15 protein-coding genes and 2 pseudogenes are annotated in these 14646 nt (G+C 64.8%); 7 read left to right on the top strand and 10 right to left on the bottom strand.

Annotation, left to right across the window (positions count from 1 at the left end; translation table 11 throughout):
- Both ACFW0B_RS07040 and ACFW0B_RS07035 read left to right on the top strand, forming a co-directional pair.
- A pseudogene (locus ACFW0B_RS07040) lies at nucleotides 1–329 on the top strand (transposase); the annotation flags it as partial.
- Nucleotides 305–1240 (top strand): annotated as a pseudogene (locus tag ACFW0B_RS07035) (IS3 family transposase); the annotation flags it as partial. The pseudogenes ACFW0B_RS07040 and ACFW0B_RS07035, both read left to right, overlap by 25 nt.
- 213 nt (nucleotides 1241–1453) lie before the next feature.
- On the opposite strand, the gene ACFW0B_RS07030 reads toward ACFW0B_RS07035, so the two are convergent.
- The 4 genes from ACFW0B_RS07030 to ACFW0B_RS07015 all read right to left on the bottom strand — a co-directional run bounded on the left by ACFW0B_RS07030 (nucleotide 1454) and on the right by ACFW0B_RS07015 (nucleotide 5170).
- Complete coding sequence (locus ACFW0B_RS07030; RefSeq protein WP_449147216.1) at nucleotides 1454–1633, bottom strand: hypothetical protein; 180 nt, start codon at nucleotides 1631–1633, stop codon at nucleotides 1454–1456.
- 91 nt (nucleotides 1634–1724) lie between these two features.
- The gene (locus tag ACFW0B_RS07025) at nucleotides 1725–1931 is read right to left on the bottom strand and encodes a DUF3203 family protein (protein ID WP_449147215.1); all 207 of its coding nucleotides are present in this window, start codon (nucleotides 1929–1931) and stop codon (nucleotides 1725–1727) included.
- A 378-nt stretch (nucleotides 1932–2309) separates the two neighbouring features.
- A complete protein-coding gene (locus ACFW0B_RS07020; protein WP_449147214.1) occupies nucleotides 2310–3713 on the bottom strand; it encodes a sigma-54-dependent transcriptional regulator in 1404 nt (467 codons plus the stop codon).
- Nucleotides 3713–5170 carry a sensor histidine kinase gene (locus ACFW0B_RS07015; protein WP_449147213.1) on the bottom strand — a complete coding sequence of 486 codons (1458 nt, stop codon included), beginning with the start codon at nucleotides 5168–5170 and terminating at the stop codon, nucleotides 3713–3715. The genes ACFW0B_RS07020 and ACFW0B_RS07015 overlap by 1 nt, the downstream gene beginning before the upstream one ends.
- A gap of 383 nt (nucleotides 5171–5553) precedes the next feature.
- On the opposite strand from ACFW0B_RS07015, the gene ACFW0B_RS07010 reads away from it, so the two are divergent.
- Genes ACFW0B_RS07010 through ACFW0B_RS06990 form a run of 5 tightly spaced genes read left to right on the top strand, consistent with a single transcriptional unit; the run spans nucleotide 5554 to nucleotide 11344 of the window.
- Nucleotides 5554–6903 carry a hypothetical protein gene (locus ACFW0B_RS07010; RefSeq protein ID WP_449147212.1) on the top strand — a complete coding sequence of 450 codons (1350 nt, stop codon included), beginning with the start codon at nucleotides 5554–5556 and terminating at the stop codon, nucleotides 6901–6903.
- Between the two features lie 39 nt (nucleotides 6904–6942).
- Nucleotides 6943–9159 (top strand): Ig-like domain-containing protein, encoded by a 2217-nt coding sequence (locus tag ACFW0B_RS07005; protein WP_449147211.1) that lies wholly within the window; start codon nucleotides 6943–6945, stop codon nucleotides 9157–9159.
- A gap of 10 nt (nucleotides 9160–9169) precedes the next feature.
- Nucleotides 9170–9640, top strand: coding sequence for a curlin (locus tag ACFW0B_RS07000; protein WP_449147210.1), 471 nt, complete (start codon nucleotides 9170–9172; stop codon nucleotides 9638–9640).
- 55 nt (nucleotides 9641–9695) lie between these two features.
- Nucleotides 9696–11003 carry a curlin gene (locus ACFW0B_RS06995; protein ID WP_449147209.1) on the top strand — a complete coding sequence of 436 codons (1308 nt, stop codon included), beginning with the start codon at nucleotides 9696–9698 and terminating at the stop codon, nucleotides 11001–11003.
- Nucleotides 11004–11047: 44 nt separating this feature from the next.
- Nucleotides 11048–11344, top strand: coding sequence for a hypothetical protein (locus tag ACFW0B_RS06990; RefSeq protein WP_449147208.1), 297 nt, complete (start codon nucleotides 11048–11050; stop codon nucleotides 11342–11344).
- A 315-nt stretch (nucleotides 11345–11659) separates the two neighbouring features.
- Here the strand turns inward: ACFW0B_RS06990 and ACFW0B_RS06985 are convergent, their stop codons facing one another.
- From ACFW0B_RS06985 to ACFW0B_RS06960, 6 genes are read right to left on the bottom strand one after another with little or no spacing between them, the layout of a single operon-like run.
- The gene (locus ACFW0B_RS06985; RefSeq protein ID WP_449147207.1) at nucleotides 11660–12505 is read right to left on the bottom strand and encodes a CsgG/HfaB family protein; all 846 of its coding nucleotides are present in this window, start codon (nucleotides 12503–12505) and stop codon (nucleotides 11660–11662) included.
- A gap of 27 nt (nucleotides 12506–12532) precedes the next feature.
- Nucleotides 12533–12937 (bottom strand): curli assembly protein CsgF, encoded by a 405-nt coding sequence (locus ACFW0B_RS06980; RefSeq protein WP_449147206.1) that lies wholly within the window; start codon nucleotides 12935–12937, stop codon nucleotides 12533–12535.
- On the bottom strand, nucleotides 12934–13326 hold the full coding sequence (gene csgE, locus ACFW0B_RS06975; RefSeq protein WP_449147205.1) for a curli production assembly/transport protein CsgE: 393 nt from the start codon (nucleotides 13324–13326) through the stop codon (nucleotides 12934–12936). Before csgE ends, ACFW0B_RS06980 begins: the two co-directional genes overlap by 4 nt.
- Nucleotides 13323–13811, bottom strand: coding sequence for a type II secretion system protein (locus ACFW0B_RS06970; protein ID WP_449147204.1), 489 nt, complete (start codon nucleotides 13809–13811; stop codon nucleotides 13323–13325). Before ACFW0B_RS06970 ends, csgE begins: the two co-directional genes overlap by 4 nt.
- Nucleotides 13798–14172, bottom strand: coding sequence for a type II secretion system protein (locus tag ACFW0B_RS06965; RefSeq protein WP_449147203.1), 375 nt, complete (start codon nucleotides 14170–14172; stop codon nucleotides 13798–13800). The genes ACFW0B_RS06970 and ACFW0B_RS06965 overlap by 14 nt, the downstream gene beginning before the upstream one ends.
- Nucleotides 14173–14174: 2 nt before the next feature.
- The gene (locus tag ACFW0B_RS06960; protein WP_449147202.1) at nucleotides 14175–14645 is read right to left on the bottom strand and encodes a type II secretion system protein; all 471 of its coding nucleotides are present in this window, start codon (nucleotides 14643–14645) and stop codon (nucleotides 14175–14177) included.
- Nucleotide 14646: the final 1 nt, after the last annotated feature.

The raw sequence follows: 14646 nt of genomic DNA, 5'->3' as shown, positions 1-14646 counted from the left end.
GTCGTGCAGTTACAGGAACTCCTCGACGCCAACCAGCCACTGGCCACGGTCTATGTGCTCAAGGATGCCCTGAAGGAAATCTGGTATGCCCCCAGCGTGCGGGAGGGCTGGCGGCGCTGGCGAACCTTCGCGCCATTGCAACGCTTTGCCCGCAACCTGCGCAAATACGCCCGGGCATCCTCGCCAGTGCGCGCTTCCCCCTGCACACCAGTGTCCTGGAGGGGGTGAACAACCGCATCAAGGTGATCAAACGCATGGCCTATGGCTTTCGGGACTCGGCCTACTTTTTCCTGAAAATCAAGGCCGCCTTCCCCGGGAAAGCGCGATGAACCTTAAAAAAGGCTACCGCTCTCTTGATGTCAGACGAACTCGATCGTACGCGCTGATAGACCAGTTGAGTGAGCAGGAGTCGGTAGAAGTGGTCTGTTCAGCTTTCGATGTGGCGCGGTCTTGCTACTACGCCCACCGCCTTCGACGTCGCCATGTCGATGCTCGTCGCATTGCGCTACGCAGCCAAGTCAACCAGCTGTTCAGCCAGAGTCGAGGCGCGGCCGGCAGCCGCAGCATCCTGGGCATGCTGCGCGAAGACGGCGTGACGATTGGCCGTTTTCGCGTGCGTCGGCTGATGCGTGAGCTGGGTCTGGTCAGCAAGCAGCCAGGCTCGCACGCTTACAAGCAGGCCACGGTTGAACGCCCGGACATCCCGAACCGGCTGAACCGCGAGTTCACGACCGAGCATCCCAATCAGGTCTGGTGTGGCGACATCACCTATGTCTGGGCGCAAGGCCGCTGGCATTACCTGGCCGCCGTGCTGGATCTGCATACGCGACGTGCGATCGGCTGGGCGTTCTCGGCCAAGCCAGATGCCGAACTGGTGATCAAGGCGCTGGACATGGCCTACGAACAACGCGGCCAGCCACAGCAGGTGCTGTTTCATTCGGATCAGGGCAGCCAGTACGCCAGTCGCCTGTTCCGGCAACGGCTCTGGCGCTACCGGATGCAGCAGAGCATGAGCCGTCGGGGGAATTGTTGGGACAATTCGCCGATGGAGCGCCTGTTCCGCAGTCTGAAGTCGGAGTGGATCCCGTCGACGGGCTACCTGACGGCGCAGGAGGCTCAGCGGGACATCAGCCATTATCTGATGCACCGCTACAACTGGATCAGGCCGCATCAATTCAACGATGGGCTGCCGCCCGCCGTGGCCGAAGAAAAACTTAACCCACTGTCCGGGATGGGTTGACCACTACAAGCCGAGTTCAAACGACCCCGGCCCAAATGCAAAGCCCCTGAAGATCGAGAGATTTTCAGGGGCTTTTTCTTTCTTCGGCCTGGAGCGTCGATGAAATGCCGAAACCAGAGCCGGGAGCCCGATCAGGTGGGTGACGTCCATGCCGCTTGATTTCATTCTGACATTAAAGATTTCGACAACGCCATCTCCACACCCCCTTCCCGTTCATCCCCGGTGGGAATGCCGGAAGGTTTCCGCGTCGTCCAGAGTGGTGTCGAACAGCGGATCGTCGGGGTCACGCTCCAGTTCCAGATCCACGCAATCGGGGTCGATCAGCCAGAGCGGGAAGTCATCCCGCACCGTGTCCGCCTTACCGGACCCACCGCTTCTTCGCTCACTACTCATGCTGCACCTCGTGCAAAAGCCAGGGCTTATGAACATTGGAGCCAGGCCCGCGCGGCTTCGTTCAGCCTTTCTTGCCACTATTGCCCGACGCCTATTTGCGCGCATCCCTGGCGCCGATGCCGATCAGCATCTGCGCCTGGATGTCGCTGATCACGGCGTCGCCATCCACGCAATGGATCACCGGAGCGTGAAGCGCTTCGTCGGTGCTGACGATCACCTGGCGAATGGGCAGTTCGACCCACTGGCTGTTGAGCAGCAGGCTGCACAGGCCACTGTCCAGGTCGATACTCACGATCATGACGGCCACCTCGCATTGACGGATGCCTATCCCGGTAGAAGCGCGGAAACCGCCAAAGTTCAGGGCCGGTAGCTGCATTACCAGTAGCAGCGAATGGCTCCCTGTTCGCCAGCAGGCTGGCCCCTGCAAGGCGCCTGGAGCGCTGGCAACGACAGCACGCAGCCCTGCCACGCACCCGCAAAATCAAAGGCGCCAGCCCCTTGCGGGGCTGGCGCCTGGAATAAGAAATCGGGGCTGGTGTGAGGGCACCAAACCCCGGTGGACGATGCGGCGATGCGAGCAGGATCGCAGCCCGGCCACAAGGATCTCCTCCTCCCGTACTGGCGAGAGGGAGTGCTAGGGAACTCTGGCGCCCAGGGCGCCGTGCCTGGTGGTGGATCAGTGGCGACGATCCGGCCTCACCAGGCCCAGTTTTTCGATTCGGTAACGCAGCATGTCCCGCGTCAGGCCCAGCAGGCGCGCGGACTTGGTGACATTCCAGTCGGTCTTGTCGAGCATCCTGATGACCATGTCCCGCTCGGCCTCAGGCTCGACACCCTGGCCGTTGCCATTGCCGTGGGTGCGGTAGCGGCCGGAGAGCTCGTCCACCAGGCTCGGGCAAATGTGCAATTGCGCCGCGGTCACCAGTTGCCCCTGGGCCAGCAGCACGGTCTGCTCCAGCATGTTGCGCAGCTCGCGCACGTTGCCCGGCCAGCTGTAGCTCATCAGCAGGTGTTCGGCCTCGTCGCTGAACTGCAGCCCTGGCTTGCCGTAGCGTTTGCCGTGCAGTTTGAGGAAATGCCGGGCCAGCAGCAGGATGTCGTCGCCGCGCGCATACAGCCGGGGCACGCGAATGGAGATGATGCGCAGGCGGAAGAACAGGTCGCGGCGGAACTTGCCCTCCTGCACCATCTGTTCGAGGTTGCAGTTGGTAGCGCTGATGATGCGCAGGTTGACCTTGCGCTCTTTCACCGAGCCGATGCGGCGGATGGTGCGGTCCTCCAGCAGCTTGAGCAGCTTGGCCTGGAGCATCAGGTCCATCTCGCCCACCTCGTCGAGGAACAGGGTGCCGCCGTCGGCGGCCTCCACCAGGCCCACGCGGCGGTCCTTGGCATCGGTGAAGGCGCCCTTCTCGTGGCCGAACAGCTCGGCCTCCAGCAGATTCGCGGGAATCGAGGCGCAGTTGAACTCGACGAAGGGTCCCTTGCTGCGCGTGCCGTCGAAGTGCAGGGCACGGGCGATCAGTTCCTTGCCGGTGCCGGTCTCGCCTTCGATCAGCACCGCCGGCAGCTCGGCGTCTGCCATGCGGCTTTCGGCATCCAGCAACTGGCGCACCATGGATTTGACTTCCAGCATCGCCGGCGAATCGCCAATCAGCGCCTCCAGCCCGGAGTCCTGGGCCGCACGGCTGTGATAGAAGTCCAGCTTGTGCTCCAGGCGCTGCGCTTCCAGGGCCTTTTCCAGCAGCAGCTTGAGCTCGGCCAGGGCCACCGGCTTGGTCAGGTAATGGAAGGCACCGGCCTTCATCGCCTGCACCGCATCTTCGATGTTGCCGTAGCCGGTCATCATGATCGGCTTGATCTGCGGCGCACGGGCGCTCACTTCGCGGATCAGCTCATGGCCGCTCATACCCGGCAGGGAATTATCGGTGAGCAGCACGTCGGGCACTTGGTCCTGCAATAGTTCCAGTGCCTCTTCGGCCGAGTGGCACACCAGGGCCTCGAAGTTCTTGCGTTCGAGGTAGGTCTGGATATTGCCGGCCAGCAGCTCGTCGTCTTCGACAATCAGTACGCTGTGTTCCATTACCTGCGTCCCCCAGCGACCTTGAAGTTCAGGCAGATGCGGGTGCCTTCCCGCTCGCGGCTGGTCAGGCTGACCTTGCCGCCGAAGCGCTCCATGATTCGCTTGACCATCAGCAGCCCGACGCCGAGGCCGCCCTGCTTGGTGGTGTAGTAGGGCTTGAAGGCCATGGTTTCCTGCTTGCGCGTCATGCCCTGGCCGGTATCGGTGACGGCCAGCAGCAGGCGCTTGCCGGTGCTGTCGGGATTGAGTTCGATGCGCAGCAGGCCGCCGTTGGGCATGGCCTCGATGGCGTTGGCGAACAGGCTGTTGAGCACCTGCGCCAGCAGCACCCGGTGACTGACCACCGCCGGCGCCGACTCGGCATGGAACTCCACCCGCACACCGGCGTGACGGATCTGCTGTTCGAAGCCATGCAGTGCCTCGCTGATCACCGCCACCGGCTCCACCGCCTCGACCTCACCGGACATCGGCCGTGCCGAAATCAGCAGCTCGCGCACCCACTTCGACATGCGGTCCACCTGGGTGATGATGTCGGTGATGTTCTTCTGCACCGGCGGGGGCACCAGTTCCGCGGCCAGTTCGGCGCTGGAGCGGATCGACGCCAGCGGATTGCGCAGGCTGTGGGCCACCGCGGAGGACATCTCGCCGAGGGCAACGAAGGTTTCGTTGGCGATCAGTTGGCTCTGCTGCTGGGCCAGCAGCCCCTGGGCGCGGCGCACGATCCAGTACAGGCCGAAGTAGATCAGCCCGCCGCCGATGACGGTGGCCAGCCAGATCAGCGCGAAGCCACGCTGGATGCGCTGCACCAGGTCGCGGGGCTCCTTGTAGATTTCCACCACCGACGCCACGCCGCCCTGATCGTCCAGCAGCGGGATGTAGTTCTCGATGAACAGGGTGCGCGGTGCACGGAGGAATTTCTGCTCGCTGCGCCCGCTGTTGACCTCCTCGTAGCTGCTGGCCACCTGCCGCGGCGAAGAGAAGGCTCGCTCCAGATCCTCGTTGCCGCTCATGTCCTTGCCCACCAGCGCCGGGTTGGTGGACCAGACGATCACCCGGTCGGCGCCGTAGATATTGGCCAGCAGGGCATCGGGCAGCATGGCGATGTGATCGAGGAATTCATCGCGCGCCCGCTGCCGCGCCTCCATCATGCTCTGCGGGTGGTGGCCGTCCTGGCGGGCGTCCAGCAGCTCGCCCATGGTCATGCTCGCCGGCAGCGCCACATGGCGGATCTCGGCCGAGGCGATGGCCTGGATGAACTGCGAGCTGAGCATCGCGTCGCGTTCGATACTCTCGGTCATCACGAAGCGCGTGGAGATGATCCCAAGGCCGATGGCCACGCTGGCGATCACCACCAGGCTGACCAGCGAGAACCAGCGCAACAGGTTGAATGGCGGCGGCGGCGAATCGCCGGTCTTGCCGATTGCGTACCTATCCCGGATCACAGACAGAGCGCTCATGGAAACCTTCCTATGCGTTGCGTGATGGGTTCCTCCCGTCATGCCAACCGGGCGGCCTTGGACGCTTGTGCCAGTGCATAAACCAGGCCTGTTTTGCCCAATTTCCCTGAAAGCCCCGCAGCACAGGGCTTCCACGGTTTCCCCCGGCATTTCCCCGGCATTTCCCCACACCGCCACCACCCCCAAATTCACCCAGTTCTGGGGGACTCCCCCACCTCGGTGGCGGCGGCGGCGATTTTCTCCGCTGCAACCGGAAGCCGTTAACCACGCGGCCTGGCGAGGTGATTTCACAACACTGGCACGCTCGTTGCGGAGAACCGGGCTGCCAGCCTGTGGCAACGCGAATCCGCAGCAAGGCGCCCACATTGCAAGAGGGAAAGCTCATGCAACGCACAATCTCCAAGGCCACCACCTCGATACTTCTGATCGTCGCGGCGAACCAGGCGCCTGCCGCCCTGTTCGACGTAGACCCTGGCCCCTACACCCCCGAAAACGGCTCCTTCGCCGCCTGGTACCAGGACACCCACGGCCGCACCCTTGACCTCTGCCTGTCGAAGACCCAGAGCAGCCGGGCTCCTGGTAGCTACATGTGCACGCTGTCACCGGAGCCCGGCGTATTCGACGACACCCAGCCGGTGGTCTTCCCCACCAACTTCCCGCCTGAAGCCTTCTGGTACACCGCCGACGCCACTATCGTCGACGCTGCCAGTGGCATCGACCTCACCTACATCGCACACCTGGAAGCGGCCTTCGCGGCGGAAGAGCCCAAAGACGGTAACCAGGTCAGCTTCGCCCGCATCCGCATCCGGGTGGATGTCCCCACCCCCGGGACCTACACCATCACCCATCCCTATGGTGTGGAAGTGATAGAGGTCACCCCGGAAGACTTTGGCACCGACGGTGATCGCGGCATCAACATGACCCGCGATCTCGGCATCGGCCCGGCGAAGAACTACACCGGCGCCCTGCGCGGCGACCTCGGTCCGTTCCTGCGCAGCGTCAACGGCCCCTACACCGAGGTGAACCCGGATACCGGCGAAACGGAACGCTTCATCGGCGACCCCAACCTGGAAGAGCCGGTCACCGGCAGCCCGTTCAATACCAACTACGTGCGCATCCAGGGCCCCGGCGGCATCGACCTGACCACCAACCTGTTCTCCGTCTCCGGCAAGCTCTCCGCGGTGCAGCGGCCGACCCCGGTAATCGTCCAGCGTGCGACCTACTCGCGCGCAACCGGCGCAGCAAGTACCAGTGCCCAGCAGGACGTCTTCGCGCTGGCGCCGCCGCCACCCGGTACCGCCAACTATGAAGATGCTGCGGGAGCCACCGTGACCATGACCGAGGCCAACGCCACTGGTAGCTGGTATGGCCAGTCCACTGGCAATCCTTCATTGCCGGCCAGCGTCACCGTGAATGTCGATAACAGCATCGCCATCCCGGAAAACACGCCGAACTCAGTGAGCGCACCGCTGGTGGATCTGGTCCAGATCCAGCGCGCCGAGTACAGCCTGAACTCCGGCCAGCTGACCGTGGTAGCCAGCAGCAGCGACGAGACCAATCCGCCCGCGCTCACCGCCACCTCCACCAGCGGCGCGCTCATCGGCTCGCTCAGCATCGGCAACGGCGCAACCAAGACCTTGATCACCGGTTTCACCCCCAACCCTCCGGCGACGGTCACCGTCACCTCGGAGTTCGGCGGCAGTGATACCGAAGAAGTGGTCATTCTTCCCTAAGCGACCCCAGAGCCGAGCGCTCAAGCGCCAGGAGGCAACATGAACAAGTGGTCCTGCCTGCTTCTCACAACCCTGGGTCTCGCCGTGGCAAGTAGTGACATGGCGCAGGCCGCCCTCGATGCGGTCGACCCGGGTCCATACACAGCCGCCACCGGTTATTACCCCGTTTGGTACCGGGATAGCGAAGGCCTGAGCCTGGAACTCTGCCAGTCCAAGGCACTCAGCCTCACCGGTGGCAACATGTGCGGCTTGACTGCCGAAGGCGGCTTCAATCCCCAGCAGCCGATGGTCTTCCCCAACAACTGGCCCGGCGAGGCGTTCTGGTACATGGCCCAAGCCCGCATACCGGATGCGGCCAACTACGGCCTGGAGGTCTACACCGCCGCCATCGAAGCTGCCTTCGCCCAGGAGATTCCCATCCAGGGCCAACAGCAGAGCTTCGCGCGCATCCGTATCCGCGCCACTATCCCCACGCCTGGCACATACACGATCACCCACCCCTATGGTGTGGAGGTCTTCAACGTGACCGCGACGGATATCGCAGACAGAGGTGGCCGGCGCGCCATCAACATGACTCGCGATCTCGGCATCGGTGGGCCGGTCGATTTCACCGGAGCCCTCAACGGTGACGTCGGCCCCTTCCTCAAAGGTGCAGGCTATCCCTACAGGGCCACCAACCCGGAAACAGGAGAAGAAGAGCAGTTCATTGGTGATCCCAACATTGCCACGACCGTAACAGGCAGCCCCTTCGGCACCAACTACGTCGAAATCAGCGGGCCGGCGGGGACCATCCGCACCGACCTGTTCACAGTCAGGGGCAAGATATTGGACTCCCGTGCCCCCACCGCGGTGGAAATCGATCGGGCCACTTACCGGCGCACCAGCCAGGGCACCCGCCTGGAAGTCTTCGCCAACGGTCCGGCCAACGCCGAACTCTGCTACCGGGAAACCCTGGATCTGCTGCAAGGCACTGCCCGACCGGCCTGTCTGCAGGATATGGTGAATGACGGCAGCGGTTACTTCTTCGCCCACAATCCGGCCCCGGCCGTGATTCCGCCCTTCGTGGTGGTCACCGGGTCCGACCCGTCCGGCACCACCAAGCCGACCGCGGTTTCCCGTGACGTCACGGACGTGGTGAAGATCAGCGCCGCTCGCTACAACTGGGCCGATCGTTCGCTGACCGTCGAGGCCAGTTCCAGCGATGAGACGCAGATTCCCGATCTCGCTGTCCAGGGCTTCGGCCGCATGACCAAGGCGGGTGTCCTGCAGACCCTGCGGGTAACTGACCTGTCCCAGCCGCCAGCCGTCGTCACGGTGAAGTCCGCCGCAGGCGGTGCCGATACCGAGCCGGTGGTCGTGGTCGGCAGTGCGCCGGAGGAAGTGCCCAACCAGCCGCCCGTGGCGCAGAACGACAGTGTCAGCACTGGCTTCGGTGTACCGGTGAACATCAATGTGCTGCTCAATGACACCGACGCCGACGGCGACCTGCCGTTGTCCATCGCCAGCTACACCCAGCCGGGCGACGGTCAGGGCAGCGTGACCCAGAACGGCAGCGCTGTCCTGGTCTACACGCCGCCGCCGGTGGTCAACAGCCCGCTTGTCGCAACCTTCACCTACCGTGTGATGGACGCGCGTGGCGAGACTTCGCTGCCGGCCACCGTCACTGTCAGCGTCAGCCCGAACCAGCCGCCAGTGGCCGTCGCCGATACCGCCGCGACCCTGAACGTACCGGTGACCATCGACGTGCTGGCCAACGACAGTGATCCGGAAGGCAACCTGCCGCTCAGCATCGTCAACCTGACCGCGCCGAACCAGGGTACGGCGAGCATCAGCGGCACCAGCATCATCTACACGCCACCGGCCTCGTTCACCACGGCCTTCACCGCCACCTTCACCTACCAGGTCCAGGACGCCTTCGGTGCCCTCTCCGCCCCGGCCACGGTGACCGTGCAGGTGACGCCGCCGCCGACTGCCGCGGAGAACTTCACCGTGGCCACCAGCGAGTTCACCCTGCGCTCCAACGGCCGGGTGACCTGGAGCCTGGACGGCACCACCTCGGTAACGACCGGCAACAGCGTGCGAGTACAGGTGACCACCAACGCCGGCCTGACGGACCTGGGCAGCGTATCGGTGCCGGCCAGCGGGCGCTGGCGGGTGTCGGTCACCACCACCAACGTGCTCCCGACCGCAAACCCGACCGCGACCATCACCACCTCCGCGGGAACGGTGCGCACCGTGCCGATCGCACCGCGCTAGGAGCCTGGCCATGAACACCGCCACCGTGCTGCGCCTCGCCACCCTGTTCGCCCTCGGGCTGGGCAGCGGCGCGCTGCCGGCGGCGGACTTGATGGAAAACTACGACCTGGCCGGCGGCAACGTCGACCTCGCCAGCCCGCAAGACGCCCCCCTGGACCAGCAGGCCCTGGTGCGCCAACTGGGCGAGGCGAACGTCGCGCTGCTGACCCAGAACGGCCAGTCGCTGCTGGGGCAGATCATCCAGAACGGCAGCGACCAGGAGGCCTACATCCTCCAGGAAGGTGTGCAGAACCTGGCATCCATCTCCCAGCAGGGCACGGGGAACCAGGCCTACATCTCCCAGAGCGGCGCCAACAATCGCGCCGGAATCGACCAGGTCGGCGACTACAACAGCGCAACCATCACGCAGTCCGGGGAAGGACTGAACAGCAGCATCACCCAGTACGGAAACGGCCTGAGCGTGCAGGTGATCCAGCACTGAAGGCGAACTCACGACCCGAAGTATTCGCAGGGAACCATCCCCAGGAGGCAATACCATGTTCAAGTACAAGCCGCTTGCCGCCGCAATCCTGGCCCTGGTCAGCATCCAGGCCTTCGCCGACGACAGCACCTCCAACCAGACCCAGAGCGGCGTCGAGAACGTCGCCGAAGTGCAGCAGAACGCCGCCCCGACCACCGCGGCCCAGAACCAGACCGGTACTGGAAACGACGCATTCGCCGACCAGTCGGATGGCACCAGCGTCGTGACCCAGACCCAGAACGGCGAGTTCAACGCCTCCACCGGCGTGCAGGGCAGCGACTTCGGAGGCCAGATCACCCACAACCAGACAGGCGAGTGGAACGCAGCCCACAGCGAGCAGTGGTTCAACGACGCCAGCCAAACCACAGTGACCCAGGACGGTAACTACAACGACGCGTTCAGCATCCAGGACAGCCAGATCGGCAGCAGCGTCGTGATCAACCAGGTCGATTCGGAAAACATCGCCAGCGCCGAGCAGCTCTTCGGCGCGGACAACTGGACCACGATCGACCAGAGCGGCACCGGCAACGAATCCGGTACCTGGCAGGTCGACCAGACTGGCAGCCTCATCGGCATCCAGCAAAGCGGCGAGCTGAACATCAGCTACGTCGACCAGAGCCAGGGCAACGGCAACCGGGTGGACGTGCTCCAGACCGGAGAAATCGGCTACATCGAGGTCTGGCAGAGCGACCAGGAAGGCGGCCAGGTCAGCGTTGAGCAGGGCGGCGGCGCGCTCAACGAAGTGGTGGTCGACCAGAGCTTCGGCTCCAACAACCTGGCCACCGTGATCCAGAACGGCGACACCAACGCCGCCTGGGCCGACCAGTACGGGGCCACCGACTCCACCACCACCCTGACCCAGACCGGAGGCGGCAACTTTGCCCTGACCTACCAGGAAGGCGAGCGCCTGGGCATGACCGTGACCCAGAGCGGCGACGGCAACAGCGTTTTCGCCAGCAACTGGCAGGGAGACCCGCTAGGCGGCCAGTTTGGCGCCGACCAGACGGTGGTGCTGAATCAGGACGGCAACGGCAACACCGCCAACTTCACCCAGGAAGGCAGCTTCAACGAGCTGTACTTCGACCAGTTGGGCGACGACAACACCCTGACCATCAGCCAGAGCGACAGCAACAACCTGGCCGAAGGCTTGAGCGAAGGTATCGGCAACATGACCAGCATCACCCAGGCCGGCATGTACAACATTACCGCCATCAACCAGGTGGGTTCGGACAACCAGGCCACCGTCACCCAGAGCAGCCTCAACATGAACGCCAACGTCAACCAGACCGGCACCGGCAACGTCGCCATCGTCTCCCAGCAGTAACGCCCCTGCGCCGCCGCCCTGCATGGGCGGCGGCTTTTTTTGCCATGCTCCTCGCCGCCCTGCTGGCCAGCGCCAGCCTCCAGCTGCAACCCCAGGCCCCCGGCCAGGCCGAGCTGCGCCTGTGCTTCGAACCCGCAGGCGCGGCCATCCGCTACGAACTCCTGGTCACCGCCCAGGGCCCGGCAGGCAAAAGCCAGTCACGCCAGCAGGGCAAGGCCAGGCAAGACTGCCCGGTGCGCAACACCCTCAGGCTGGCACCAGGAACGCGGGTGCAAGCGCGACTCAAATGGTGGGTGGAAGGGGTGGAGCAGGTCGCGGTGGTGAAGGAGATTGGTTTGTGAAGAAGGGAACTCGCGCTACGGGTGCGCCGTGCGCACCGGCGGTTTCGCTGGGGCTTGGAGGCGGTGCGCACAGCGCACCCTACGCTCTGTGCCTGTGGCGGGCTACCGACCGGGGCCAGTCCGGAATCCTTGTGGGGGCGATTTCAATCGCCAAGCAGACCGCAGGTCTGCCTCTGGGAATCCCAGCCGGGTCCAGCTGCCCTCTCCCCAACCCTCTCCCGCAAGCAGGAGAGGGGGCTGTCCGTGCAGACCCTCAGGCCCGTGCACTCACCCTGTGGGGGCGAATTCACTCGCCAGGCAGGGCACCGCCCTGCCCTACTCGATCGACGCCTGTGCGCCCATGTATTTCTTCAGCGAGGTCTGCTCCAGCGGCTGGTCGCCGGCGGCCTGCCACAGGTGGCGTTCCACGCCTTGGGCGATGAGGTGGGCCACGGCGGATTCGATGGCCGACAGCACGCAGAGCTGCGCCGGTTCGTTGGTGGTGTAGCCGGCTTCGGCCTCCAGCAGCTCCTTGAACTCGATGAACTTGAACACGCTGGCGCTCTGCCCCACCGAGTAGATGGTCTTGGAGGTCATCACATTGGCCAGAACCATGCCGCTGCGCACGTCCACCGCGCGCAGGTTCACCGATACCTGGTCCACGCGGTACTCGTGGGAGGCACCGATGCCCAGGTAGCGGGCGCCTTCGCCGCCACTGCGGACGTTGGTGTCATAGGCGATGATGCCGCCCTCCAGCAACAGGTTGGCGGCCTGCAAGGGCGGCAGCTGGCTCTGGATGTTCGCCGGGGTGTTGGGCTTGTTCTGCGAGGCGCGGATGATCTTGCGCTCGGTCAGCACGTTCTGCAGGCCTTCGCGCTCCAGCACCATGAACCAGCCGCTGGCCTGCAGTGCGTCCACCAGCATGCTGGCGGCGCCCTGGGTGACGCTGGTGGAGAAGGAACTGGCCGGGTTCGGCTTGTACTGGCCGGTCTGGTCGCGGAACCCGTACACCGCCGCCACCAGCCGTCCCTTGGGCCGGGGCAGGTTGAGCAGGTCGTAATAGGTCGAGGCACGCGGGGTCAGGGTCGGGACCTGGCCCTCGGTATCCGCCGGCATCGGCTGGCGCAGACCGCAGCCTTGCAGGGTGGCGAGCAGCAGGACCAGCATCAGCACTCTGTTCATGGTCATGGCTTCCTGTCGATGCCTGGATTAGGGGAGCAGGCCGTTGACGACGACTTCCGAAACTTCGCCCGTGGCGCGATCGGTGATGACGATGGTCAGCTCACCACCGTCATCGATCATGTTGATGATGAAAGCGTCGGTGGTGAGGCTGCCGGTGTTGCCGCTCTCGATATTGGTCAGCAACTGCGACAGCAGGCGCGACTCCAGCGAGCTGGTGAAGCGCTGGAGCGCGCTCTGCCGGCTGGCGGCAGTCGAGCGCGAATCCGGGTCGTCGTGATCGTTCTGCGCCTGGGCGTTGTTCAGCAACCAGGTGCCGTTCAGCGGGTTGCCGCCGAACGAGGGGTTGACCGGGGTGTACACCAGTTCGGTGGCCTGGACCGAACCGACCAGGCCGAACCCGAGCAGCCACAGGGCAAGTCTGTTCTTGTTCATAGTTCGTCCCTCTCCATGTCGTAAGTGTCTTGCAGGAGGCGCTGCAGCTTCTGCCGGGCGATCGCCTCCAGCACCATGTCGGCCGCCGCGTAGGCGGTGGGTTTGAGTTCCGCGGTGTTCGGCGGAAGAAACTGGCGGTAGAGCACGCGCTGCTCGTACTCCACCCAGACCAGGCTGCCCCAGCGGGCATCGGGGCGTTCGCGCACCACCAGGTTGAAATCCAGCTTGCTGGTATCACGCAGGCGCTCGCTGAAGGAGCGGTAGAAGTCGTGGCCGATGTGGGAAATCGTGTAGTCGATGATGAAGCCCATGAACTCGTCGTCTTCGGCGCGCGCCGTACCCAGCACGCAGCACAGCGCGAGCATGGCCAGCCAGGGTGCGCGGCTCATCTCGACACCCCGTTGCGCGTGCCTTCCATGAAGGCCTTCTCGGCGACGAAGTGCCAGTCGGCATAACTGCCCAGGCCCTCGAATTCCACCCATTGCGGAGGGAAGTGCGCCTGTTTCAGCGGCCGCTGGCGGGACTGGCTGTAGACGCCGGCGATGCGCCCGTCGAAGGAACGGATCAGGCCCCAGTCGAGGCTGCCGGTAATGGGGTCGGGATAGAGCCGGCGCAAGTGGCGCACAGCCTGGGGAAAGCGGTTGTCTTGCAGCAGGTCTTCCAGTGACGCGGGGTACTGCGGCACGCTGTTCGACGCCCGGTAGTAGCTGCGCAGGGCCTGCGCATACTGGCTGCCGACCCAGAGCAGGTCGCGCTCGCGGGCGCGCTGGCTGGCGGTGGACCAGAGCTGCCCTGCACCGGCCAGCGACATCCCCATCAGCATGACGAGGAAGAGCACGCCGAGGTAGGTGAAACCCTGCTCACCAGTCCGCATAGAGGCTCCCGTCCCGCGCCCGCCCGGGGGCGCCGCTCTTGACGTCGTAGACGCTGCCCGGTGCGCCGTCCGGTGGCGGCAGTACCACCCACAGGTCCGTGCGCTCGGTCATCGGGTCCAGCGGCAGGGCGCGCAGGTAGCGCTGGACAACCAGCTCCTCTATCGAATCAGGATAGCGCCCGGTGTCGCCGTAGTACTGGTCCAGCGCCTCGCGCATGACCGCAAGACTCTGGCGCAGGGTGGTTTCCTTGGAGTTCTCCAGGCTGGAGAAGTAACGCGGCACGGCGATGGTCATCAGGGTGGCGATGATGGCCATGACCACCAGCAGCTCGATGAGGGTGAAGCCCTTGTGCCGTTCCATCTTCACCACTCCCGGTACGGCGTGCCGTTGAGGCCGTCGCCCTTGGCCAGGGAATAGACGTCGAACACGTCCGCGCCGGGGCGCGGGTCGTCGGCGGGGCTGGCGTAGGCGCGCAGGCCCCAGCTCTCTGCCGGTTCCAGGCGCGCATCGGCGAAGGGATCGCGGGGAATGCGGCGCAGGAAGTAGATGCGTTCGCCCTTGACGCTGCGCAGGTCGCGCACGCCATCCACCAGCACCTGCAGTGACGGCGGATAGCCGCTGCTGCCGGCGGACTTCTCGATGTGCCCGGCGTCGGCTGCCAGCTTGTAGGCATCGATGGCGTCGCGGATTTCGTAGAGGGCGGCCTTGAGCTCCTGCTCCTTGCCCCGGCGGATCACCGTTTCGGCCAGCGGTGCGGCGATGCTGGCGAGCAGGCCGAGGATGGCCATGGCGACCACCAGTTCGATCAGCGAGAAGGCAGCCTGGCGTTTCATG

Origin of the sequence: Metapseudomonas phytobenefica, from assembly GCF_043392685.1 — a bacterium.
GTDB lineage: Bacteria > Pseudomonadota > Gammaproteobacteria > Pseudomonadales > Pseudomonadaceae > Metapseudomonas.
This window is presented reverse-complemented; position numbering and strand designations above follow the sequence as displayed.